The sequence below is a fragment of the Cellulosimicrobium sp. MI9406 genome (assembly GCF_040595865.1).
GTDB classification, from domain to species: domain Bacteria; phylum Actinomycetota; class Actinomycetes; order Actinomycetales; family Cellulomonadaceae; genus Cellulosimicrobium; species Cellulosimicrobium funkei.
The window spans coordinates 376,747-400,211 of record NZ_JALIZI010000004.1 but is presented as its reverse complement, the minus strand read 5'-3'; the positions used below and the strand labels follow the sequence as shown (position 1 = coordinate 400,211).

Here is a 23,465-nt window from a genome sequence, read left to right as displayed (position 1 = left end):
CCGACAGACTACTCGCTCGTGGCCTCGTCGAGGACGACGCGCACGTCACGCTCCTGGTCGCCGGTCCGCACGCGCAGGGTCACCGCGTCCCCCGGCGCCTTCGCCCGGATCGCGACGATGAGCTCGTCCGACTCGGTGACGGGCCGGCCGTCGATGGACAGGATCACGTCTCCCGGCCGGATCCCGGCGGCGTCCGCCGGGCCGTCGGGCGTCACCGCGGGCGTCCCGGACTGCGCGTCGGTCGAGACCTGCACGCCCTCGCCCTGGTAGCGCTGGTCGAGGAGCACGCCGATCACGGGGTACGTCGCGACGCCGTCGGCGATGAGCTGCTCGGCGGTCCGGCGGGCCTGGTTCGACGGGATGGCGAACCCGAGCCCGATGCTGCCCGTGGCCTCGCCGCTCCCCGGTGGCTGCGCGATGGCCGAGTTGATGCCCACCACCTGGCCCCGGCCGTCGACGAGCGGGCCGCCGGAGTTGCCGGGGTTGATCGCGGCGTCCGTCTGGATCGCGTTGATGAACGCCGTCTCCGCCGCGGCACCCGCCTGGACCGGGCGGTTGAGCGCGCTGATGATCCCCGTGGTCACGGTCCCGTTGAGCCCGAGCGGCGCACCGATGGCCACCACCGGGTCCCCGACGACCACCTCGTCGGAGTCACCGAGAGCGAGCGGCGTGAGGCCGGAGTCCTCCACCTTGACGACCGCGAGGTCGTAGTCGACCGTCCGCCCGACGAGCTCCGCCGGGCTCTCGTGCCCGTCGGAGAAGAGCACGACGATGTCGCCGCCGTCGGCGGCCGACGCGACGACGTGGTTGTTCGTGAGGATGAAGCCGTCCTCCCGCAGCACGAAGCCCGATCCGGTCGCGACGCCGTCGGCCCCGCGGACCTGGAGCGAGACGACGCTGGGCAGCACGGTCGCGGCGATGTCCGCCACCGAGCCGTCGGGGCGGTCCGCGCCGGGCTCGACGCTCGCGGGCGGCAGCGCCGAGACGGACGAGCCGGAGGGCTGCGGGTCGGCGAGGCGGTCGGCCGCGACGCCGCCGACGGCGCCCGCGACGAGCGCGAGCACCGCGACGCCCGCCACCGCGGCCGGGCGCAGGCCGCGTCGCGGGGCGGTGCCGACGGCGCCGCGGGGCACGCCCACGAGGGTCGGGTCGACGGACCCGCCCGGGCGCGTCGGCGCCTCGGGCTGGCCGAACGCGCTCAGCCGCTCCCAGGGGTCCGTGGGCCCCGCGCTCGAGGGTTCCGCGGGCGCGGGCACCGCGGGCGGCGGCGGGACCGGTCCCGGACCGTACGCGGGCACGGCGTGGCCCGACGCAGCTCCCTCGGCGGGCCGTGGCGCCTCGGCGGACGGCGGGACGGGCACGCTGCGGTAGGCCGACGGCGGCGCGAACGGGTTCGGCGCGGCGTCGCGCGGACCGGGCTGCTCCGGTCCGGTCTGGGGGTCGGTCATGAGGTGCCGAGCGCTCCTGTCATGGTCGTCCAGCCCCGGGAGATGCGCGCCGGGACCCCGGCATCGTAGTCACGGGCCGGGAACGCCGCCACGAGGGCGGCGACCGTCTCCTGCTCGGTGTCGGCGACGACGTCGATCACCGTGTCGCCCGACTGCCACACGACGTGCCACGGCTCCTGCGACAGCACGTGCACGCGGCGCCCGTCGACGTCCCACGTCTCGCCGCCCGCGAGCGCCGACGTGTCCAGCAGGCCGGTCTGCTCGCGCACGACCGCCTCCCCGCCCGGCGCCTCGAGGTCGATCTCCGGCACGCCGCGCCTCGCGTCGTCCCGCACGTCGGCCACGCGGAAGCCCTCGGGGAGCGGCGTCGGGCAGGTCCAGCCCTGCGCGGCGAGCGCCGCGAGGGCGGACGCGCCGCCGTCGGCGACCGTCCCCCCGCCCGACCCGCCGTCCGGAGCGTCGGTCCGCGCGCCGCCGACGACGAGCGCGCCCGTGGCCCGGGGTGCGGCCTGCGCGAGCACGGTGAGCGGGTCGCTGCGGTGCAGGTCCGGCGTGACGAGCGGGCTCTCCCCGAGCGCGAAGAGGCCGACCGCCGCGACGCCGACGCCGCCGACGACGAGGCCCACCACGCGCCGCCGGAGCGAGCCGCGGCGCACCTCGCCGCTCCACGCGCCGCGCGGGAGCGTCGCGGGAACGGCCCAGGGGTCGCTCGGCGCGGGCGCCGCGCGCAGCGGGTCGCCGTCCGTCGGCGGGATCTGGGCGGACAGCGCGAGCAGGCGCGCGGCGAGGTCCGGCGCCGGCTCCACCGGCCCGGCCGCGCTCAGCGCCCGCCGGGCCGCCCGGGCCGCGGAGAGCTCCGCCGCGCACCGCGGGCAGCAGGCCACGTGCTCCAGGGCGCGCTCCGCCTCCGCGGGCGACAGCTGCCCGTCGACGAGCGCGGAGAGCCGCGAGCCGAGATGGGTCACGCCGCCCCCCGGGCGCCCACGGCGGTCGGAGCGTCGTCCGACGCCGGACGCTCGGCGGGGTCGCGGTGCGGCAGGGCGGCGCGGAGTTGGGAGCGCGCGCGGTGGATCCGCGAGCGGACCGTGCCGAGCTTGATGCCGAGCGTGACGGCGATCTCCTCGTAGGAGAGGCCCTCGATGTCGCACAGCACGACGGCGGCCCGGTACTCGGGCGAGAGCGCGTCGAGCGCGCGCTGCACGTCGTGGTCGAGGTTCGCGTGCTCGAACCCGCGCTCCGGCTGGGCCTCGGCGCGTGCCGGGTAGTGCCCGTCGTCGTCGCCCATGGCCTCCATCCGGATGCGCTGCTTGCGCCGCACCTGGTCGAGGAACAGGTTCGTCGTGATCCGGTGGAGCCAGCCCTCGAACGTGCCCGGGGTGTAGCTCGACAGCGAGCGGAACACCCGGACGAACGTCTCCTGCGTGAGGTCCTCCGCGTCCTGGCGGTTGCCGGTGAGGCGGTAGGCGAGCCGATAGACCCGCGCCGAGTGCTCGCGCACGATCGAGTCCCACGACGGCGGCACCCACGTGCCCGCGTCCTGCTGGCCGTGCGTGCTGGTCCTCGGTCGTGCGTCGTCCACGTGGTCCATCGTCCCAGAAGAACGTCCCGCCCCCGGCGCGTGTTCCCGGCTCCCGCGGGACGTGCGCGCGACGTCCACGGCCCGTGCACACGCGCGCGGCGCGGGAACGGGCCGGCGTGGGAGGGGGCGGGTACGATCCGAGACAGTGCCGGCCCGGCCCCCGGGGCCGGACGACGGACCACCAGGAGGACCTGATCACCAGCGACGTCGGCACCCACCGCAGCGCCAAGGCGGCGAGCTGGGTGTACAGCGAGGAGTTCGTCCCCGAGGACGAGGTCCTCCTGCGGGCGCGCGACCGCGCGGCCGAGCTCGGCTGCCCCGCGGTCCTCCCGGGCGTCGGGGCGGTGCTCCAGGTCCTCGCCGCATCCCTCGCGGCCCGCGCGGTCGTCGAGATCGGCACCGGCACGGGCGTCGCCTCGATCTGGCTCCTGCGCGGCATGCCCGCCGACGGCGTGCTGACGACCATCGACGTCGAGGTCGAGCACCAGCGCGCGGCGAAGGCGGCGTTCGCGGAGGAGGGCGTGCCCGCGTCCCGCACGCGCACGATCCCGGGCCGCGCGAGCGACGTGCTCCCCCGCCTCACCGACGGCGCCTACGACCTCGTCCTCGTCGGGGCCGACAAGCACAGCTACCCCGAGTACGTCGAGCAGGGGCTGCGCCTCCTGCGGCCGGGCGGCGTGCTGGCGGTCGACGGCGCGCTCTCGCACGACCGCGTCGCCGACCCCGCGCGGCGCGACGAGGTCACGACGATCGTGCGCGAGGTCGGCCGGTCGCTCCGGTCCGACGAGCGCGTGCTGCCGGCGCTGCTGCCCAGCGGCGACGGCCTCCTGCTCGCCGTCCGCCGCTGACCGGCCAGGTCAGAGCCGGTCGAGCGCCTCGAGCAGCAGCCGGGCGCCGAATCCCGTCGCCCCGGCCACGACCTCGTGCCGGTCGGCCGTCGCGCGGGCCGGCCCCGCGACGTCGAGGTGGGCCCAGGGCACGTCGCCCACGAACTCCCGGAGGAACAGCGCGGCCGTGATGGCCCCGCCGCCGGGGCTCTCGACCGGGACGTGCCGCAGGTCGGCGACGTCGGAGCGCAGGGCACCCGCGTAGTCCTCGACGAGCGGCATGCGCCACACCCGCTCGCCCGTCGTGCGGGCGGCGTCCTCGAGCGCGTCGGCGACAGCGTCGTCGGTCGCGAACAACGCGCCGTGACCACGACCCAGGCCCACGCTGGCCGCGCCGGTGAGCGTCGCGACGTCGACGAGCACGTCCGGGGCGAGCTCCTGCACCGCGTACCCGACGGCGTCGGCCAGGACGAGGCGGCCCTCGGCGTCCGTGTTCGCGACCTCGACCGTGCGCCCCGACCACGTGCGCAGCACGTCACCGGGCCGGTACGACGCCGCGCCGACGTGGTTCTCCGCGAGCGGCAGCACCGCGGTGACGCGCCGGTCCGACCGCGCCCGGGCGGCCCCGAGCACGACGGCGAGCGCGACGGCGGCGCCCGCCATGTCGGTCTTCATGGGCACCATCGCCTCGCGCGGCTTGATGGACAGGCCGCCCGTGTCGTAGGTGATGCCCTTGCCGACGACGACCACGTGCCGCGGCGCGGAGCGGTCCGTCGGCGGGGTGACGCCGTGGTCCGCGGGGTCGTACGTGACCGTGACGAGCCGGGGCCCGCGCGCCGAGCCGGCGCCCACGGCGAGGAGCGCGCCGAAACCCTCCCCAGCGAGCTCGGCGGGGCCACGGACGGTGGTGTCGAGCCCGAGCCCGTCGGCCAGCGCGAGCGCGCGGTCGGCGAACCAGGCCGGGTCCTTGACGTCGGACGGCGTGTTCGCGAGGTCGCGCACGAGCCACGTCGCGGCGGCCGCGCGGGTCGCCGCCTCGATCGGTGCCGCCACGTCGGGACGGTCGGGCGGCGTGAGCAGCACGAGCTGCGCGGCGGCGTCCTGCGCGCCGGCGGACGCGTCGCCCCGGCGCGGCTGGGCGTACGCGGCGAGCAGGTAGCCCTCGACGTAGGCGCGGACCTCGACCGCCCCGGCGTCGGCGGTCACGGCGCTCACGACCCGCTCGAGGCCCCGGGACGCACGGGACAGCGCAGCCCCGGCGCGGCGCAGGTCCGTCGCGGTGCCTGCGCCCACGCCGAGCAGCAGGAGGCGGGGCGGCAGGCCCGCCCACGGGAGCCGGGTCGTGGACCCGACGTGCGCGCGCGGCAGGTCCACGCGCACGAGCTCGCCGGCCGCGCCGCGGAAGCCCGGGCCACCCGCGCGCTCGGCCAGCTCGGCGAGGTCGACCCCGTACCGCAGGGTCGCGTCGACCGTGCCGGCGCGCGGCTGCAGCCCGTCCTCCGCCTCGCGCGGCGGCGCGACGGCGACCACGACCGCGTCGGCCTGTGCCTCGTCGACGAGCGGGGCGTCGCTCAGCGCGCCCCGTGCACCGACCACCTCCGGCAGCGCGCGCGGGATCTCCGAGGTTCCGGAGACCCGGCGCTCACGTGCGGGCAATCAGCCCACCACGGCCTGGAGCGCCTCACCCAGCTCGCTGGCCTCGGTCGCGTTGAGCTCGACCACCAGACGCCCGCCACCCTCGAGCGGGACCCGCATGACGATGCCTCGCCCTTCCTTGGTGACCTCCAGCGGTCCGTCACCCGTCCGCGGCTTCATCGCAGCCATCGATGGCACTCCATTTCCGTTTGTCCCGAGTCCACCCCGCACGCGCGAGGAGGGGCGTCCGACCTCGGACGACGCCCGGGGGACAGTCTAGTTCACGCGTGCCGACATCCCGGGCGTCCCGGTCACGGCGGCCAGCCCGACGGCGGGACCAGCCGCCACAGCGACCACACCCACCACACCTGGCCCGCGACGCACGCGACGGTCACCGCCGCGAGCCACGCCCGCGACCGCGTCCACCCGGCCGTCACCGCGCCGAGCGGGAACGCGAGCAGGAGGAAGCGCACGAGCGACGTGCCCGGCTGGACCGTCGCCACGAGGTACGCCAGGTACGCCCCGGACCACGCGTGCATCTCCGGGCCGAGACGCGCCGCCACCGGGTTGAGCACGAGCGCGGCGGTCACCACGAGGACGAGCGCGAGGAGCCATGGGCCGGCGTCGCCCGCGAGCCACCGCGAGACGTCCACCCAGGGCACGAACGGCACGACCTCCGCGCCGCCGCGCCAGGCCTCCTGGGTGCGGAAGTACGCCTGGTGCACGCCCGTCACCGCGCCGCACAGCCAGGGCCACACGAGCCCGCTCCCGAGGGCGACGACCAGCAGCCCGCCCAGCCGGGCGGCGTCGGGCCCGCGCAGGTCCCCCCGGCGCCACCGCGCGAACCCGTGCCACAGCACGACCGCCGCCATCGGCAGCGCGACCGCGCGGCAGAAGCCGAGGAGCACGACGAGGAGCGCCGCCCCGGCGTAGCGGCGGCGCGCGAGCAGGAGCAGCGCACCGGCCACGAGGAGCAGGCCGAGCGACTCGGTGTAGGCGACCTGGAGGACCGGGCTGGAGGGGAAGACGCTCACGAGCAGCACCGTCGCGAGCGGGAGACCCGGGCGGCGCTCGACGGCGGCCGCCCCGGCCGTCGCGACGAGCCGATGGACGACGAGCGCCGCGCCCGCCCCGCACGCGAGCGCGACGGTCGGTGCGAGCACCTCCCAGCCGAGCCCGGTGACCGCGTCGAGCGCGCGGACGAGCGCGGGGAAGAGCGGGAAGAAGGCCCACACGTTCTGCTGCACGGCGCCGTCGGGGCCCACGGGGAGCGTGTCCGGGTAGCCGGAGGCGTAGATCTGCTCGTACCAGCTCGCGTCCCACATCCGGCCGACGTAGGCGAGGTACGAGGGCGCGGCGTCGGTCCACAGGTTGTGCTCCTGGGACCGCGCGGCCACGAGCAGGACGACGGCGCTCACCGCCCGGGCCAGGGCGTACACCACGAGCACCTGGACCCACCACCGCCAGGTGGCGGGCCGCAGCAGCCGCGCCCGCGCCGCGGGAAGGGCGGCCGTGCGCGGCGTCGTCACGCCAGGCCCCGCAGGGCCGCTGCCGGGGCCGTCTCGTCGCGGACGGCGGAGACCAGGTCGAGGACGCGGCGCGTCGCCGCGACGTCGTGCGCGCGGAAGACGCGCGCGCCGAGCCACGCGGCGACCGCCGTCGCCGCGAGCGTGCCCTCGAGTCGCTCGTCGGCCGGGAGGTCGAGCGTCTCCCCCACGAAGTCCTTGCGCGACAGGGCCATGAGGAGCGGGAAGCCGAGACCCGCGAGCACCTCGGTGCGGCGGAGCAGGTGCAGCGAGTGCCACGTGTTCTTGCCGAAGTCGTGGGTCGGGTCGACGAGCACCGACGCGCGCGGGACGCCGCACGACACCGCCCGCTCGGCCGCGGCCCGCAGCGTCGTCACGACGTCCTGCACGACGCCGTCGCGCGGGTCGGCCGCTCCGGGGCGGGCCGGGTAGTCGACGCGGACGGGGTCCGTGCGCGGCCGCGCTCCCCCGGTGTGGGAGCACACCACCCCGATCCCGTGCTGCCCGGCCACCTCGACGAGCCGCGGGTCGTGCCCGGCCCACGTGTCGTTGACGAGGTCCGCGCCCGCGAGCGCCGCCTCGTGCGCGACGTCGGCCCGCCACGTGTCCACGCTGACCAGGAGCTCCGGGAACTCCGACCGCACGCGGGCCACGAACGGGACGACGCGGCGGATCTCCTCCGCCGGGGTGACCTCCGGGCCTACCCCCGCGCGCACGCCGCCCACGTCGAGGATCTCGGCGCCCTCGCGGACCGCGCGCTCGACGGCGGCGAGCGCCTGGCGGTCGTCGAGCTGGCGCGCCCCGGCGTAGAACGAGTCGTCGGTGCGGTTGACGATGGCCATCACGGCGGGCCGGTCGAGCTCGCGCCCGCGCAGCACGAGCGTCGTGCCGCGCGGCGGCACCCCGAGCGGCGGCAGCGGGACGGGCGCGCCCTCGGACGGGCGCGTCCCCGGCTCGCCCGCGCCGGCGCCGGGCGCGCCGGGACCTGCGGTCATCGTGCCGCGCCCGTCAGCTCGCGTCGCCGGCCTGCGCCCGGACGAGCTCCTCGGTCGCCTCGCGCTCCTCCGCGCGCAGCTCGGCGCCGCGGTCGCACACGTACTCGACGGCCTCGGCCGGGTCGTCGCACAGGTGGACCAGGTCGAGGTCGTGCTCGCTGATCATGCCGCGCCCCACGACGGCGGTCCGCGCCCAGTCGAGCAGGCCGGTCCAGTAGTCCGTCCCGACGAGCGCGACGGGGAACTCGGTGATCTTGTGCGTCTGGACGAGCGTGAGCGCCTCGAACAGCTCGTCGAACGTGCCGAACCCGCCCGGCAGCACCACGAAGCCCTGCGCGTACTTGACGAACATCGTCTTGCGGGCGAAGAAGTAGCGGAAGTTCACGCCGAGGTTGACGTAGCGGTTCATGCCCTGCTCGAACGGCAGCTCGATCCCGAGCCCGATCGACAGGCCGCCGGCGTCGGACGCGCCCTTGTTCGCCGCCTCCATGATGCCGGGGCCGCCACCGGTGATGACGGCGAAGCCCTCGTCGACGAGGAGGCGCCCGACCTCCTCGGCGAGCGCGTAGTCCGGGTGGTCCGGCTTGGTGCGCGCCGAGCCGAACACGGAGACGGCCGGGCCGACCTCCGCGAGCGCCCCGAAGCCCTCGACGAACTCGCTCTGGATCCGCATCACGCGCCACGGGTCGGAGTGCACCCAGTCCGCGCTCCCCCGCGAGTCGAGGAGGCGCTGGTCCGTCGTCTGGCCCGGGATCTGGTCCCCGCGCAGCAGCACCGGCCCCTTGCGGTACCCGCTGCCCGTCTGGGGCACGCCGTCGTCGGAACCTGGCTGGTCACGCACCGTGTCGCTCATGGTCACGAGCCTATGCCGCAGGGGTGGCCGTCAGCCACGCACGGAGCGCGTCGCGGCACAGCGCGAGCTGCCCGACGGGGCACCGCTCGTCGTCCTTGTGGGCGAGCAGCGGGTCCCCGGGGCCGAAGTTCACCGCCGGGACGCCGAGCTCGGCGAAGCGCGCGACGTCGGTCCAGCCGTACTTCGGGGCCGGTGCCCCGCCGGTCACGCCGAGGACGGCCGCCGCGAAGTCCGCCGCGAGCGGGTCGTCGAGGCCGGGCCGCGCGCCCGGCGCCGCGTCGGTGAGCGTGACCGCGAACCCGGTGAAGAGGTCGCGGACGTGCTGCTCGGCCTCGGCCACGCTGCGGGAGGGGGCGAACCGGAAGTTCACCGTGACGACGCACTCGTCGGGCACGACGTTGCCCGCGATGCCCCCCGTGATGCCGACGGCGTTCATCCCCTCCCGGTACACGAGGCCGTCGACCTCGATCTCCTGGGGGACGTACGCGGCCAGGCGGTCCAGCACCTCGTGCGCGGCGTGGATCGCGTTGGTCCCCGTCCAGGAGCGCGCGGAGTGGGCCGCGACGCCCGGCACGCGCACCTCGGCGCGCAGCGTCCCGTTGCACCCGCCCTCGAGGCCGGCGGACGTGGGCTCCCCGAGCACCGCGAAGTCCGCCTCCAGCAGGTCCGGGCGGTTGCGCGCGAGGCGCCCGAGCCCGTTGAGGTCCGCCGCGACCTCCTCGTTGTCGTAGAAGACCCACGTGACGTCCTGCGCCGGGGCGTCGAGCTCCGCGGCGAGCGCGAGCGCGACGGCGACGCCGCCCTTCATGTCGACCGTGCCGCGGCCCCAGACCTCGGCGTGCGCGCCCTCCCCGACGACGCGCGTCGGCAGGTTCGGCGGGACCGTGAGCGGCACCGTGTCGAGGTGGCCCGCGACCACGACGCGCCGCTCCCGGCCGAGCGCCGTGCGCGCGACGACCGTGTCGCCGTCGCGGACGACCTCCAGGTGCGCGACCGTGCGCAGCGCGGCCTCGACCGCGTCCGCGAGCGCGCGCTCGTCCCCGCTCACGGACGGCACGTCGCACACCGCGCGGAACAGGGCGACGAGGTCGCCGCGGAGGTCGAGCACGGGTCCGGGAACAGGGGTGGGAGACGTCACGCCAGCACCCTACCGGCGCCGGATAGGGTGGGGCGCATGACTTCTGCGACCCCCGCGCCCGCCCCCTCGGCGGGCGCGTCCGAGCCGCGTACGGCGTGGGGCTACGGCCTGGCGACCGTCACCGACGACGGCACGACCCTCGACGTCTGGTACCCCGCGCCGGAGCTCGGCGCCGCCCCGGCGGACGCCGCCGTCCCCGCGTCCCTCGACGCGCTCGCCGAGCGCGACGAGCTGCGCGGCGTGGACGTCGTCGTGGTGCGGACCGAGATCGACCTCGACGCCGCCCCTGCCGACACCGCCGACGCCTACCTGCGCCTGCACCTGCTCTCCCACCGCCTCGTCGTGCCGCACGGCCTGAACCTCGACGGCCTCTTCGGCGTGCTGACGAACGTCGTGTGGACGAACCACGGCCCGTGCGCCGTCGACGGCTTCGAGGAGACGCGCCTGCGCCTGCGCGCGACCGGCCAGCCCGTGGCCGTGCTCGGCGTCGACAAGTTCCCCCGCATGGTGGACTACGTCGTCCCCTCGGGCGTCCGGATCGCCGACGCGGACCGCGTGCGCCTCGGGGCGCACCTCGCGGCCGGCACGACCGTGATGCACGAGGGCTTCGTGAACTTCAACGCGGGCACGCTCGGCACGTCGATGGTCGAGGGTCGCATCTCGGCGGGCGTCGTCGTCGGCGACGGCTCCGACGTGGGCGGCGGCGCGTCGATCATGGGCACGCTGTCCGGCGGCGGCCGCGAGATCATCTCGGTCGGGCAGCGTTCCCTGCTCGGCGCGAACGCAGGCCTCGGCATCCCGCTCGGCGACGACTGCGTCGTGGAGTCCGGCCTGTACGTCACCGCCGGGACCAAGGTGACGGTCGTCGGGCAGCAGGACGCCACGGGCGAGCCGCTCGTCGTCAAGGCGCGCGACCTCGCCGGCCGGTCCGGCATCCTCTTCCGGCGCAACTCGCTGACCGGCGGGGTCGAGGCGGTCTCGCGGACCGGCGCGGGCGTCGAGCTCAACGCCGCGCTGCACGCGAACTGACCGGCCCTCGCGTGCACGCCCCGCCTCGACGATGACGACGACGCCGCCCCCGCGCTCCCCGAACGCACCGGCGCCGGGGCGCGTCCGGTCGCGCCGACGCCCCCTGCGCACCGCCGTCACCCTCGTCACGGTGGCCGCGGTGGGGGTCGGCGCGGTCGTGGTCGCGCTCAACCGGCTCGACGAGGCGACGCCCGTCGCGGAGCGCTGCGCCGCGACCGCCGACGGCCGCACGTGGTACCTCTCCGTGACGCAGGCGGACAACGCGGCGCTGATCACCGGGGCCGCGGTGCGGCGCGGGCTGCCCGCCCGCGCCGCCACCATCGGGCTCGCGACCGCGCTGCAGGAGTCGCGGCTCGTCAACATCGACTACGGCGACCGCGACTCCGTCGGCCTCTTCCAGCAGCGCCCCTCGCAGGGGTGGGGCACCGTCGCGGAGATCATGGACCCGGTCTACTCGACCAACAGGTTCTACGACGCGCTCGAGACGGTCGAGGGGTACGAGGGCATGGAGGTCACCGTCGCCGCGCAGACCGTCCAGCGGTCCGCGTTCCCCGACGCGTACGCGCAGCACGAGCCCCGCTCGCGCGCGTGGGCCTCCGCGCTGACCGGCTGGTCGCCCGCGTCGCTCACGTGCGACCTCGCGGCGGTCCCGGCGGAGGAGGTCCCGGCCGACGGCGACCCGGCCGAGCCGTTCCGGGAGCGCGTCGCGCGCGACCTCGGCGACGCCGTCCGCGTCGCGCCGTCGGACGGCGGGGACGGGGGCCTGGACGTGGTCGACGCGTCCGCGCTCCCCGGCGCCGCGGAGGACGGCGGCGTCGAGCGGTCGGCGTGGGCCGTCGCCCAGTGGGCCGTCGCGACGGCGGACGCCACGAACGTCGTCGCCGTCGAGGTCGGCGACCGCCGCTGGTCGCGCGACGGCGCGACGTGGACCACCCCCGACCCGGCCGACCTCGCCCCGCTCGACCCGGGCACCCTGCGCGTCCACGTCGCCGTCCCCGACGCGTCCTGACCGACCGCCGTCGGCCCGCGCCGGCGCGGTGTCGCGGACGGGCCCCGCCGAGACGGGAGAAGCGGCCCTCACGCACCCCGCGTCGGGGCCCCGTCTCGCGTCTCGTCCCGGGGGTAGCCGCCGGGCGGACGACGAGACGCCGCGCCGCTCACCGTGGGGTGAGCGGCGCGGCGTCTCGGTGAACGGGCGTCAGCGGTCGGAGACGGCGACGTAGTCGCGCTCGGTCTCGCCGACGTAGACCTGGCGCGGGCGGCCGATCTTGGTCTGCGGGTCCTTCATCATCTCGCGCCACTGCGCGATCCAGCCGGGCATGCGGCCCAGCGCGAAGAGCGGCGTGAACATGGCGGGCGAGAAGCCCATGGCCTTGTAGATGAGGCCCGTGTAGAAGTCCACGTTGGGGTAGAGCTTGCGCTCGATGAAGTAGTCGTCGTTGAGCGCGATCTCCTCGAGGCCCATGGCGATGTCGAGGAGCTGGTCCTTCTTGCCGAGGGTGGAGAGCACGGCGTCGGCCGACTTCTTGACGATCGCCGCGCGCGGGTCGTAGTTCTTGTAGACCCGGTGGCCGAAGCCCATGAGGCGGACGCCGTCCTCCTTGTTCTTCACCTTCTTCATGAAGGTGTCGACGTCGTACTCCGCGCCCGCGATCTTGTCGAGCATGGTGAGCACCGACTCGTTCGCGCCACCGTGCAGCGGGCCCGAGAGCGCGTTGACCCCGGCCGCGACGGACGCGTAGAGGTTCGCGTGCGAGGACCCGACGACGCGGACCGTCGAGGTCGAGCAGTTCTGCTCGTGGTCGGCGTGCAGGATGAGCAGCTTGTCGAGCGCGTCGACCACGACCGGGTCGGCCTCGTACTGCTGGTACGGCGTCGCGAACGTCATGCGCAGGAAGTCGTCGACGTACCCGCGCGAGTAGTCCGGGTAGAGCAGCGGCTCACCGACGCGGCGGCGGTGCAGGTACGACGTGATGGTGCGCGACTTCGCGAGGAGCAGGACCGTCGCGAGCTCGACCGTCTCGTCGTCGAACGGGTCGAGCGACTCGGGGTAGAACGTGGACAGCGCGTTGATCGCGGACGACAGCACCGCCATGGGGTGCGCGTTGCGCGGGAACGTGCCCATGAACGTGCGGAAGTCCTCGTGCACGAGCGTGTGCCGGTTGACGCGCTCGACGAACGCGTCGAGGGTCGCGGCGTCGGGGAGCTCGCCGTGGATGAGGAGGTACGCGACCTCGAGGAAGCTCGACCGCTCGGCGAGCTGCTCGATCGGGTACCCGCGGTACCGGAGGATGCCGGCCTCGCCGTCGATGTACGTGATGCTCGACTCGCACGACGCGGTGTTCATGAAGCCGGGGTCGACGGTCACGAGGCCGGTCGACTTGAGCAAGGAGGACACGACGATGCCGTCGTTGCCCTCGGTCGCCGCGACCACGGGCAGGTCCTGCGCCTGGTCGTCGACGAGGAGGCGGACCTTCGCCTGCTGAGTGGTGGTCATGGTTCCCTTCCTGCTGCTGCTCGCGCCGTTGCCGCGCGGTCGACCGTACCCCGCCTCACCCGCACGTGACCAATCAGGAACCGTCACGAGAACACCACACCCGCTGTGATCCAGGTCACGCCAGCGGGAGGCCTCCGGAGAGTCGAGCCGCGGCCTCGTGGACCCGCTCGTCGGTCGCGGTGAGGGCGACGCGCACGTGCCCCGCGCCGTCCGTCCCGTAGAACGCCCCGGGCCCGACGAGGATGCCCCGGTCCGCGAGGGCGGAGACCGTCAGCCAGCAGTCGCCGGCCGCCTCGTCGGCGGGCCGCGTCCACAGGTACAGGCCCGCCTCGGAGTGGTCGATCACGAGGCCCGCGCCGGTGAGGGCGTCGACGAGCACCTCGCGGCGGCGCGCGTAGACGTCCCGCTGCGCGGCGACGTGCGCGTCGTCGGACAGGGCCGCGACCATCGCTGCCTGGACCGGCGCGGGGACGATCATGCCGAGGTGCTTGCGCGTCGCGAGCAGGTCCGCGACGAGCGCCGCGTCACCTGCGACGAACGCCGCGCGGTAGCCCGCCATGCTCGACTGCTTGGAGAGCGAGTAGGTGACGAGCAGGCCGTCGTGCGACCCGCCGCACACCGCCGGGTCGAGCAGGCTCGGGACACCGGTCGTCGTGAAGGGCCCGGTCCACGCGAGCTCCGCGTAGCACTCGTCGCTCGCGACGACCGCGCCGATCTCGCGGGCCGCGGCGACGACGCGCGCGAGGTGCGCGGCATCGAGCACCCGGCCCGTCGGGTTGCTCGGCGAGTTGACCCAGACCAGCCGCACGTCGTCGCGCCCGGCCCACGCGTCGACGTCGTCCGTCGCGAGGGGCGTCGCGCCCGCGAGGCGGGCGCCGACGTCGTAGGTGGGGTACGCCGTCCGCGGGTGCACGACGACGTCGCCCGGCCCGAGCCGCAGGAGCGAGGGCAGCAGCCCGACGAGCTCCTTGCTCCCGACGGTGGGGAGCACGGCGTCGGGGTCGAGGCCGGGGACGCCGCGACGGCGGGCGAACCACGCGGAGACCGCCTCGCGCAGGGCGGGGGTCCCGTGCGTCGTCGGGTAGCCGTGCGCGTCGGACGCGGCGGCGAGCGCGTCGCGCACCACGGCGGGGGTCGGGTCCACCGGGGTGCCGATGGAGAGGTCGACCACGCCGCGGGGGTGCGCTCGCGCGCGCTCCGCGTACGGGGTCAGCGTGTCCCAGGGATAGGCGAGACCGGAGAGGTCGGCGAGTCCCACGAGCGCCGGCGCCGAGGGCTCAGGCCTGCGGCGGCAGGGCGGCGATCATCGGGTCGTCCTTCTCGATGAGACCCATCTTCGCGGCGCCGCCGGGCGAGCCGAGGTCGTCGAAGAACTCGACGTTGGCGCGGTAGTAGTCGCTCCACTCCGTCGGCACGTCGTCCTCGTAGTAGATCGCCTCGACGGGGCAGACCGGCTCGCACGCGCCGCAGTCGACGCACTCGTCCGGGTGGATGTAGAGCGACCGCTTGCCCTCGTAGATGCAGTCGACAGGACATTCCTCGATGCACGCCTTGTCCTTGACGTCCACGCACGGCTGGGCGATCACGTAAGTCACGACCGAGTACCTTTCTGGGTTCGTCCGGACCCGGCCCGGCGAGGGGCGAGGTCATGACAGGGACATGCACGACTAGTATCGCTCAGGTCGGGCGGTGCCCGACCCTCTCTGACCAGCCCGTGGACGAACGTCACACGACCCGAGGAGCCGCCGCGTGCCCGACTCGCCCTGGACGACGTGGGCGCCGGGGACGCGGGTCGTCGTCCGCCGCAGGCTCTCGCCCGACGACGCGGCCGCCGCGGGCAAGCCCCTCACCGACGTGATCGGGGTGGTCGTGGAGACCACCGCGACCACGCTCGTGCTGCGCGAGGACGCGGGCGGCAGCGCCCCGCCGCACCGCGGCCACGGCCCGCGCGACGACGCCCCTCCCCTGGTCTCCGTGCCGCTCGACGCGATCGTGGCCGGCAAGCCGGTCCCGCCGCGGCCACCGCGACGGCCCGCGTCGCGCCCGGACTGACGACCGGGCCCGACGGACGACCGGTCGACGGGGCCTCTCGACGGGGCCCGGCGACGACGTGACCCACCCCGGGCGACGCCGGGACCGCGGTCGCACCTCAGGCGACGACGACCGCCCGGTCCTCGACGTCCACGACGACGGCGCCGCGGGCCCCCGCGGCGGTGAGCGTCTCGCGCCAGGTGCCCGCGTCGTCGAGGTCGACGCGCACGGGCTCGCCGGTGCCGCCCGTCGCGGCGCGCACCGGGTCGGGCCTGTCGAAGAACTCCCCCACGGGCGCGTTGGTCTCCAGCGCGCGCACGAGCTGCTCGAGGTCGCGCACGACGACGCGCAGCGCGGACGCCACCCACGCGGCGTTGTCCGTGACCATGGCCTCGGTCCGGCGCGGGTCGGTGCGCCCCACGCGCGTCGCGTCGCGGAAGCTGCCCGCGGCGAGGCCCAGCGCGACGTCGCGCACGGGCGCGTCGGCGACGACACCCAGGAGCTCGGTGGCCAGGACGTGCGGGACGTGGCTGACCAGCGCGGTGGACTCGTCGTGGACGTCGTCGGTGAGCACGTGCACCGCGCCGCCGAGCGGACCCGTGACGAGCCGCAGCACGGTCGTGAACGCGTCCGGTCGCGTGGTCGCGTCCACCGTCACGGCCCAGCGCGCGCCCGCGAGCATCGCGGGGTCCGACGCCTCGAAGCCCGAGTGCTCGGTCCCGGCCATGGGGTGCGCCCCGACGTACCGGGCGTCGAGCCCGGCGGACCGGACGGCGTCGCGCACCGCGCCCTTGACGCTCCCGACGTCCGTCACGACCGTCGCGCCCCGCACGTGCCGGGCGACGTCGGCCGCCACCGCCCGCATGGCGCGCAGCGGCACGGCGAGCACGAGGACGTCCGGCTCGTCGGCGCAGACCTCCGCGACGTCGCCGACCACGCGCAGACCGGCGGCGCGCGCCGCCGCGCGCGTGGTCGCCGTGGCGTCGTAGCCGGTCACCTCGACGCCCCGCTCGTGCAGGAGCCGTGCGGCCGAGCCGCCGACGAGGCCGAGGCCGACGACGCCGACCCGGACCACCGCGCGGGGCGCACCCGGTTCCGGCGTGGCGCCCGCGGCGGTCACCACAGCAGCCCCGACGCGAGGCCCGCCGCGCCGGTCGACGCGTCGACGCTCCCGACCGGGACGTGCGCGGCGTCGACGTCGGCGCGCACCGCCCCGTCGAGCTCGCCGCGCGCCGGGACGACCCCGAGCGTCTTGAGCGCGTCCCCGGCCCCGACGAGGTCCTCCAGGACCGCGCGCACCGGCGCGTCCCAGGGCGCGCCGTCGACCACGAGGACGAACGCGTAGGTGCCCGCGACGGCCTTGAGCGGTCGGGTGATGAGGCTCGACAGGTTGACGCGCCGTGCGCCGAAGGACTGGGTGATGCGGGCGAGCACCCCGGGGCCTGTGACGACGGGCGTCACCGCGAGCATCGTGCGCCACGTCGTCTCGCCGGTGCTGCGCGCCCGGCCCAGCGCCGCAGCAGCCTCCGCGCGCGGCGCCAGCACGAGGAACCGGGTGCGCGCGCCCGCGAAGTCCTCGACCGCGCGCTCGACCGTCTCCAGGCCGTAGAGCTCACCGCAGATCGTCGGGCCGAGGGCGACCTGGTGCGGCCCGGCGTCGCGGCACGCCGCGGCGTTCGACGACGCCGCGACCGGGACGAGGCCCGTCCGGCGCACGAAGCCCTGGCACTGCGCGAGGCCGTGCGGGTGCGCCGTCACCTCGGTGAGGTCGCCGTGGCCCGGGCGCGCGAACGCGTCGAACGAGATGTCGAGCACGACCTCGTCGACCGCGACGACGCTCGCGCTCCCGACGATCGCGTCGAGCGAGGGCACGACGTACCCCTCGACCGTGTTCTCGATCGCGACGACGCCCCGCTCGTGCTCGCCCGCGGCCACGCCCGCGAAGACGTCCGCGACGGTCTCGCGGGCCGCGAGCCCGGCACCCACCGGGCCGTGCTCGGCCGACCACGCGGCCGCCGCCTGGTGGGTGAACGACCCCTCGGGGCCGAGGTACCCGACGCTCACGCGTGGACGGGGTCGGGGGCGGTCGCCCAGCGCGGCTCGAGCGCGTCCGGGCCGGGCACGAACTCCTGACCGGGCAGGACCGCGAGCACCCGGTGCGCGACGCCCCGCTCCCCGAACCCCGTGACGAGGCCGTCGAGCGTCGTCGCGTCGGGGCACGAGAACGCGCAGAAGAAGATGTGCGGGCCCGCCTGCGAGCGGTGGCTGCGCAGGTGCTGCAGGTCGATCCCGGCGGCGGCGACGAGCGCGAGCGTCTCCTGGAGCGAGCCGCGGTGGTCGTCCCGGGGCCCGAACGCGAGCCACACCTGGGCGACGCCCTCCGCCCGCGGCGCCGCGTCGCGGCTCTCCAGCAGCCCGTACCAGACGGGCGCGCCCTCGCCGAGGAGCTCGCTCCCCGGGAGCTCGGCGTAGCCGAGCGCGGCGAGCGGCCCGTGGGCCACCGAGCGCTCCACGACGAGGCTGCCGTCGGCGCCGGCGAGCGCGACCCGCTCCTCGAGCGTGGTGCGGGTCGGGACGAGCGACGGGCTGACGCCCATCGTGCGCAGCACGTGGCGCCGGTCGCGCATACCCGCCTCGTCGACCACCACGTGCCCCGTCAGGTCGCGGGCCGCCGTCGACCGGCCGACCCAGACCCACTGCGACGGCACCGCCGACGCGCCGGTCAGCACGAGCGACGGCGGCGCCGCGAGCAGCGCGCGCTCGAGCTCGTGCGACGGCTGTGCCGGGTGGCCCAGGTGCACGACGGCGGCCAGCGCGTCGATGCTCGCGACGGTCGACAGCGTCGCCGTCGTCGACCCGAGGTCGAGCAGCGCCTCCGTCGGGTCGCCGTCGACCCATCCCGCCGCCGTGGCCGCGAGCAGCGCCTGCGCTCCCGACTCCCGTTCGCTGCGTCCGAGCATGGGACCTCCGTGGTTCGTGGGTGGACCGGGTCTACTCGCAGACGACCGCGTTGTCCGGCTTGTAGGTCCACCGGTAGGACTCGTCCTTGACGAGCTCGCCCTCGCGATAGACCTTGCGGTAGTTCGTGATGGAGAAGCCGGGGCTGCCCGCGGGCGTCGGGGCGCAGTCGGCGCCCGAGTGCGTGACGGTCGTCGGCTGGACCACGTTCGACTTGCCGCTCGACGACGTCTCGACGTCGTAGTACTTGGTGCTCCAGACCGCGACGTGCAGCTGTCCGCCGCCGACCCAGGACTGCATGAGGACGCCGTACGGGGTGTCGTTCTTGAACTTCATGTCGATCGAGCCCACGAAGATCGTCGCCTCGCGGCCCGCGGGGTAGCGCTCGAACCAGTAGCTGTGCGGGCGGTGCTCGACGTCCTCGAGCCCCGCGAAGAAGCCCGCGTTGTACGTGGTCGTGGCCATCTGCGACAGGCCGCCGCCGACGCCCTCGGTGTGGCGCCCGCTCTCGACGATGCCGGCCGCGTAGTAGCCGCCCTCGAGCGTGATGGGCGAGAGCGTGTCGACGAGCGAGAAGGTCTCCCCCGGCTTGACGAGCGTCCCGTTCACCTTCTCCGCCCCGCGCTGCAGGTTCGCGGTGCGGACGGGGACGTTGGGGACGGGCGTCGAGAACTCCGACACCTTCTCCTTGATCCCCAGCGCCTCGAGCGCCGCGACCGACTGCTCCGGGTCCGACTCGACGAGCTCGACCGTCGCCGTGCGCTCGTCGCCCGAGGCGGCCGTCGTGACGGCCGTCGCGATGGCCGCCGGGTCGATCGTCGTGCCGGGCTGGCCGCCCTCGATCACCGGCGCGCCGTCCCGGAAGACGAAGTGCGCGTCGTCGGCCGCGGTGAGCAGGTCGTTCGTCCGGTCGACCACGGACTGCACGAGCGCCGGGCCGTCGAAGGTCAGCGTGAGGACGCCGTCCGTCGCCGCGAAGGAGGCGGCCGCTGCGAGCGCCTCGGGGGGCAGCTCCGGCGACTGGCCGCCGACGGAGACGACGACGGGCGCGGACACGACCTTCTCCGCCAGGGCGAGCGCGGCGTCCGTCTCGTCCTGCGTGATCGTGGGCTCGACGGGCTCGGTGGGCAGCTCGACCGGCCCGTCGGTGACGAGCCAGCTCTCCGTGATGGTGGCGGGCACCTCGTCCGTGACGAGCGCCGAGCCGTCCGCGGCCGGCGTGCTCGTGGGCGCGCCGTCGACGAACTGCACGGCCCCGTCCACGGGCTCGATCTCCAGGCTGCCGCGCAGCGCCTCGACCTGGGCGTCGAGGGCCGCGTCGTCGACCGTGACCAGCGGCTCCGCGTCCTTGCCGCCGAACAGGTGCTGCCACAGGCGCGCCGGGTTCATCGAGAACGACGTGAGCTCCTCGGCCGTCCCCGCGGCGTCGAAGGTCAGCCCCGCCGTCGCCGGGTCGAGCGTCGTGCTCGCCTCGCCCGCGGCGAGCGTGATCGGCTCGGCCGCGCGCGGCCCGAGCTCCGACTCGAGCCGGTCCTCGGCCGCCGTCCGGGACAGGCCACCGACGTCGACGCCGGCGACGCTCGTCCCGCTCGGGACCTTGTCGGAGTAGAACCACTGGGCGCCGGTGTACAGGCCGCCCAGGACCAGGACGGCGATCCCCGTCCACAGCAGCCCGCGGGCCCAGCCGCGCCGCGGCCCGTCCTCGTCGAAGCCCTCGAAGGGCGAGGCCTCGCGCGAGTCGTCCGGCGGGACCGGCGTGAACGCGCTCGGTGCGGCGGCCCCCGCGGCAGCCGTCGGCGCCGTCGCACCGGAGCCCTCGGCCGGGGCCCCCGCGGTGGCCTCCGCCGGAACGCTCGCGCTAGCAGCGTCCGGCGCCGGGCTCGCCGGCTCGTCGGGGGACGCGGGCGACAGGATCGACGTGCGCACGACGGGCGCGGGCCGCGACCACGGGTCGACGGGCGGGATCACCTGCGTCGCGTCGGGCGCGGCGTCGCTCTCCTCGCCCGCGGGACGAGCCGGGCCGTCCGCCGGCGTCGGCACCACGGGCCCGACGGCGGTCCGCTCGGCCGCGCGCTCGTCGGCCGGGTCTCCCCCGGTCGCGGCGGCAGGCCGGTCGGCCGACGTCGGGTCGTCCGGTGTCGCGCTGCTCGCGGACGGGGCGTCCGCGGCCGTCGCGACGGAGGCCGTGTCGTCCGAGCCCGTGTCGTTCGAGGTCGTGGGGTCCGGGATGACCGAGGTGTGGGCCACGGGTGCCGGGGCCTCCCGGTCGGCGGTGCCCGCGGCCGGGGCGGCCGGGGAGTCAGCCTGGGCACCCGGGGCGGGAACGAGCACCGCCGGGACGTCCGGGTCGAACGCGAACACGCGCGGGACGTACGGCTCCTCGTCGCCCTCGTCTGCGTTGCTCCCGACGGGAACGCCGACCGTCCGCGGGCTGCTCTCGGCCGTGGTGCCGCCATCCGCGGTGCCGACAGGGGCCGGGCTTGCGGCAGCGCCGGCGACCGGCGCGTCGGGGGTGGTCGACGTCGGCTCGCCGCTCGCCTCGGTCGGGTCGGCCGTCGACCCGCCCGGCGCGGACGCGTCCGCGACGGGCGACTCCGCGACGGACGCGTCGGGACCGCTCTCGACCGGGGCGTCCTGGGCGTCGGGCTCGAGGGCGGCGCTCGCCGGAGCACCGGCGTCCGCGTCCGTCCCGGTCGTCGTGCGGGTCTCGGCGGGTGCCTCGTCCGCCGGAGCTGCGGGCGTGGCGTGGGTGGCCGGGCTCGCGTCCGCGGCGTCCGACGACGCGGCGGGTGCCGGGCTCGCGTCGTCCGGCACCGCGGAGCCCTGCTCCGGGACGGCGGTGGGCTGCGCGGCCGTCTGTTCGGGGGTCGCGGCCGTCTGCTCGGGGACCGCGACAGACTCCGAGGTGACGAGCTGCTCCGCGGAGGTGAGCGGCTCCGCAGCGGAGACCGGCTCCGAGGCGGCGACCTCCGGGCGGCTCTCCGCGGCGGGAGAGCCGGCCTCGGGCGCGTCGGCGGTGGCTGTACCGGTGGCCGAGGCGTCGGCCGACGGCTCCACGGAGGTCGGCGCGTCGCCCGCCGGGGTCGCGCCGGGTGCGGGGCCGGGCTCGGCCGAGCCGGCACCCTCGGGACCGGGGTCCGCAGGCGCGGCGGGGGCGGGGCCGTCCGGGGCGGTGTCCGTCGGCGCGCCCGTCGGTTCGTCCGTCGACGCGCTCGTGGACTCGTCCGTCGGCGTGGGAGCGCCCGGGCCGACGTCGCCGGAAGCGTCGGCACGCTGCGCGTCGGGGCCGGACGCCGTCTCGGGAGCCGCGGGCTCGACCGTCTCGGCGGGCTCCGGCACGGCGTCCTGAGGGGAGTCGAGATCGGCGTCTCGGTCGGTCGGCTGACCCATCCACTGTCTCCGTGACGAAAGGCGCGCGGCGGTCCGCGCGACGACGAGGGGTGTGCGGGGATCCGCACGGCGAATACTAGCGGGACGCGAGGGGGTTCTCGGGTCCGTCGTGCCTGGTGGGACGCCCGTGCTGGGCCGTGCGGACCGGGCGGTCGCTGAACCACGACCGGGGCAGGAAGGCCGCCGCGGCGACCACGAGCATGCCGCCGTAGATCCAGACGTACCCGACGGCCTCGCTCGGGACGAGCACGTCGCCCCCCGGCCCCTCGAGCGAAAGGAGCTGCACGACGACGACCCACCCGATGCCGAAGCCCAGGAGACCCGCCATCCCGCCCCAGGCGCGGGCCAGGGTGGCCGCCGCGAGGACGGTGAGCAGGGCGAGCACGATGCCGAGCCCGGCCCCGCCCGGGAGGTCGACTCCCAGGAGGTGCGCCCGGTGCGCGACCGTGCCGACGAGCCCGACGAGCGCGCCCACGAGCGCGCACGCCACCCCGCGGCCCACGAGGCGCCCCATACCGGTCTCCACGGGCCCCAGGCTAACGCGTGGGACCGGGCGGGACCTGGTCGCCCGGGAGAGCAGGGCCGGAGGGAGCGTAGAACTCGTGTGAAGGGACGGGCGCCAGCACGTCGTTGCTCAGGGCGTACCACCCGAGCAGCACCGGCTCGCTCCCCGCGGCGGCCGTCACGTGCTGGACCTGCGTCGCGTGCGCGCGCATCGCGCCGAGCACGTCGTCGAGCACGGGACCCACCGGCACGCCCACGAGCGCGGGCAGCGACGCGTCGGGACGCGCGAGCGGGGGCAGCGCCTCGTCCGGGTCCGGGAGCGTGAGCCGCGCGTCGGCCGCGAGCAGCTCGCGCGCGCCGGGGTGCTCGGCGAGGGCGCGGCGCGCCGCGCGCACCGTGGTCTCGGGTGCGACGACCTGCCACAGCGCGGGCAGCGGCTCGCCGTCCGCGGCGAGGAGCTCGAGCGCGCGGACGGTGACGTCGTGGGCCCGGACGTGGTCGGGGTGGCCGTAGCCGCCGCCCGCCTCGTACGTCGCCACGACGGCGGGACGCCGGTCCCGGACCACCGCCGCCAGGCGGGCGGCGGCCTCGTCGAGCGGGACGCCGACGAACGCGCGCGGCGGGAGCTGCTCGGTCGCGACGCCGCCGGCCACGCCCGGCGCGACCCAGGCCATGCCCGAGTCCTCGAACCGCCCGGTCGCGCCGCCGTCCGACGGCTCGACCGGGCTCGTGACGGTGTCGAGGAAGACGTGGTCCCGCACACCCAGCGCGGCGAGCGCGCGGGCGAGCTCGGTCTCGCGGAACGCCGCGAGCGCGGGCCCGTCGCCCTCGAGGTGCCCGACGCCCGTCGGGTGCCCAGGGGTGTCGATCACCTCGCCCCGCTCGCCCCGCGTGCACGTCACGACGGTGACCGGCTCGCCCGCGCGGGCCCAGGTCGCGAGCAGCGCGCCCGTCGCCAGAGTCTCGTCGTCGGGATGGGCATGGACGGCCAGCAGGCCGCCGTCGGGCACGATGGCGGCCTGCGGGCTCTGCGGGACGGTCACCCCGGGGGTGGC

At 76.2% G+C, this 23,465-nt stretch carries 22 protein-coding genes; 4 read left to right on the top strand and 18 right to left on the bottom strand.

What is annotated here, in order from left to right:
- Positions 1 to 8 precede the first annotated feature (8 nt).
- The 3 genes from MT994_RS09940 to sigE are packed head-to-tail and all read right to left on the bottom strand — an operon-like array spanning position 9 to position 3,027.
- Complete coding sequence (locus MT994_RS09940) at positions 9 to 1,448, bottom strand: trypsin-like peptidase domain-containing protein (protein ID WP_354806072.1); 1,440 nt, start codon at positions 1,446 to 1,448, stop codon at positions 9 to 11.
- Positions 1,445 to 2,413, bottom strand: coding sequence for a zf-HC2 domain-containing protein (locus tag MT994_RS09935; protein WP_354806071.1), 969 nt, complete (start codon positions 2,411 to 2,413; stop codon positions 1,445 to 1,447). The genes MT994_RS09940 and MT994_RS09935 overlap by 4 nt, the downstream gene beginning before the upstream one ends.
- Positions 2,410 to 3,027 carry an RNA polymerase sigma factor SigE gene (gene sigE, locus MT994_RS09930; protein WP_241005622.1) on the bottom strand — a complete coding sequence of 206 codons (618 nt, stop codon included), beginning with the start codon at positions 3,025 to 3,027 and terminating at the stop codon, positions 2,410 to 2,412. Before sigE ends, MT994_RS09935 begins: the two co-directional genes overlap by 4 nt.
- A gap of 194 nt (positions 3,028 to 3,221) precedes the next feature.
- Here sigE and MT994_RS09925 point away from each other — a divergent pair, with 194 nt between their 5' ends.
- Entirely contained in the window at positions 3,222 to 3,875 is a 654-nt protein-coding gene (locus MT994_RS09925) for an O-methyltransferase (RefSeq protein ID WP_061267694.1), read from the top strand.
- A gap of 9 nt (positions 3,876 to 3,884) precedes the next feature.
- On the opposite strand, the gene MT994_RS09920 is transcribed toward MT994_RS09925, so the two are convergent.
- From MT994_RS09920 to dapE, 6 genes are all read right to left on the bottom strand, one after another.
- Entirely contained in the window at positions 3,885 to 5,450 is a 1,566-nt protein-coding gene (locus tag MT994_RS09920; protein ID WP_354806069.1) for a leucyl aminopeptidase family protein, read from the bottom strand.
- 60 nt (positions 5,451 to 5,510) lie between these two features.
- Positions 5,511 to 5,678, bottom strand: coding sequence for a DUF3117 domain-containing protein (locus tag MT994_RS09915; RefSeq protein ID WP_064506638.1), 168 nt, complete (start codon positions 5,676 to 5,678; stop codon positions 5,511 to 5,513).
- A gap of 122 nt (positions 5,679 to 5,800) precedes the next feature.
- Positions 5,801 to 7,018: a hypothetical protein gene (locus MT994_RS09910; protein WP_354806067.1), complete on the bottom strand. Its 1,218-nt coding sequence runs from the start codon at positions 7,016 to 7,018 to the stop codon at positions 5,801 to 5,803.
- On the bottom strand, positions 7,015 to 8,010 hold the full coding sequence (gene folP, locus MT994_RS09905) for a dihydropteroate synthase (RefSeq protein ID WP_354806066.1): 996 nt from the start codon (positions 8,008 to 8,010) through the stop codon (positions 7,015 to 7,017). Before folP ends, MT994_RS09910 begins: the two co-directional genes overlap by 4 nt.
- A 13-nt stretch (positions 8,011 to 8,023) precedes the next feature.
- Positions 8,024 to 8,863, bottom strand: coding sequence for a TIGR00730 family Rossman fold protein (locus MT994_RS09900; protein ID WP_354806065.1), 840 nt, complete (start codon positions 8,861 to 8,863; stop codon positions 8,024 to 8,026).
- A gap of 10 nt (positions 8,864 to 8,873) precedes the next feature.
- Positions 8,874 to 10,001 (bottom strand): succinyl-diaminopimelate desuccinylase, encoded by a 1,128-nt coding sequence (dapE, locus tag MT994_RS09895; protein WP_354806063.1) that lies wholly within the window; start codon positions 9,999 to 10,001, stop codon positions 8,874 to 8,876.
- A 36-nt stretch (positions 10,002 to 10,037) separates the two neighbouring features.
- On the opposite strand from dapE, the gene dapD reads away from it, so the two are divergent.
- Together dapD and MT994_RS09885 are read left to right on the top strand one after the other, a co-directional pair.
- The gene (gene dapD, locus MT994_RS09890) at positions 10,038 to 11,030 is read left to right on the top strand and encodes a 2,3,4,5-tetrahydropyridine-2,6-dicarboxylate N-succinyltransferase (protein WP_354806062.1); all 993 of its coding nucleotides are present in this window, start codon (positions 10,038 to 10,040) and stop codon (positions 11,028 to 11,030) included.
- Between the two features lie 130 nt (positions 11,031 to 11,160).
- Positions 11,161 to 12,039 carry a hypothetical protein gene (locus MT994_RS09885; RefSeq protein WP_354806061.1) on the top strand — a complete coding sequence of 293 codons (879 nt, stop codon included), beginning with the start codon at positions 11,161 to 11,163 and terminating at the stop codon, positions 12,037 to 12,039.
- A gap of 189 nt (positions 12,040 to 12,228) precedes the next feature.
- Here MT994_RS09885 and MT994_RS09880 read toward each other — a convergent pair whose 3' ends face one another.
- The 3 genes from MT994_RS09880 to fdxA form a co-directional block, all read right to left on the bottom strand.
- Positions 12,229 to 13,527 carry a citrate synthase gene (locus MT994_RS09880; RefSeq protein ID WP_021482791.1) on the bottom strand — a complete coding sequence of 433 codons (1,299 nt, stop codon included), beginning with the start codon at positions 13,525 to 13,527 and terminating at the stop codon, positions 12,229 to 12,231.
- A 115-nt stretch (positions 13,528 to 13,642) separates the two neighbouring features.
- Positions 13,643 to 14,785: a succinyldiaminopimelate transaminase gene (dapC, locus tag MT994_RS09875; protein ID WP_194522302.1), complete on the bottom strand. Its 1,143-nt coding sequence runs from the start codon at positions 14,783 to 14,785 to the stop codon at positions 13,643 to 13,645.
- A 19-nt stretch (positions 14,786 to 14,804) separates the two neighbouring features.
- Positions 14,805 to 15,122, bottom strand: coding sequence for a ferredoxin (fdxA, locus tag MT994_RS09870; RefSeq protein WP_024841122.1), 318 nt, complete (start codon positions 15,120 to 15,122; stop codon positions 14,805 to 14,807).
- 154 nt (positions 15,123 to 15,276) lie between these two features.
- Between fdxA and MT994_RS09865 the strand changes: the two genes are divergently transcribed.
- Positions 15,277 to 15,579 (top strand): hypothetical protein, encoded by a 303-nt coding sequence (locus MT994_RS09865; RefSeq protein ID WP_034651460.1) that lies wholly within the window; start codon positions 15,277 to 15,279, stop codon positions 15,577 to 15,579.
- A 97-nt stretch (positions 15,580 to 15,676) separates the two neighbouring features.
- On the opposite strand, the gene MT994_RS09860 is transcribed toward MT994_RS09865, so the two are convergent.
- The 6 genes from MT994_RS09860 to MT994_RS09835 form a co-directional block, all read right to left on the bottom strand.
- The gene (locus MT994_RS09860; RefSeq protein WP_354806060.1) at positions 15,677 to 16,678 is read right to left on the bottom strand and encodes a prephenate dehydrogenase/arogenate dehydrogenase family protein; all 1,002 of its coding nucleotides are present in this window, start codon (positions 16,676 to 16,678) and stop codon (positions 15,677 to 15,679) included.
- Entirely contained in the window at positions 16,675 to 17,622 is a 948-nt protein-coding gene (locus tag MT994_RS09855; protein ID WP_228485271.1) for a prephenate dehydratase domain-containing protein, read from the bottom strand. Before MT994_RS09855 ends, MT994_RS09860 begins: the two co-directional genes overlap by 4 nt.
- Complete coding sequence (locus MT994_RS09850) at positions 17,619 to 18,518, bottom strand: hypothetical protein (RefSeq protein ID WP_194522301.1); 900 nt, start codon at positions 18,516 to 18,518, stop codon at positions 17,619 to 17,621. Before MT994_RS09850 ends, MT994_RS09855 begins: the two co-directional genes overlap by 4 nt.
- A gap of 31 nt (positions 18,519 to 18,549) precedes the next feature.
- Complete coding sequence (locus tag MT994_RS09845) at positions 18,550 to 21,906, bottom strand: VanW family protein (protein WP_354806059.1); 3,357 nt, start codon at positions 21,904 to 21,906, stop codon at positions 18,550 to 18,552.
- Between the two features lie 76 nt (positions 21,907 to 21,982).
- Positions 21,983 to 22,432, bottom strand: coding sequence for a hypothetical protein (locus MT994_RS09840; protein ID WP_186381239.1), 450 nt, complete (start codon positions 22,430 to 22,432; stop codon positions 21,983 to 21,985).
- Between the two features lie 10 nt (positions 22,433 to 22,442).
- Complete coding sequence (locus tag MT994_RS09835) at positions 22,443 to 23,453, bottom strand: PIG-L family deacetylase (protein WP_354806058.1); 1,011 nt, start codon at positions 23,451 to 23,453, stop codon at positions 22,443 to 22,445.
- Positions 23,454 to 23,465 lie beyond the last annotated feature (12 nt).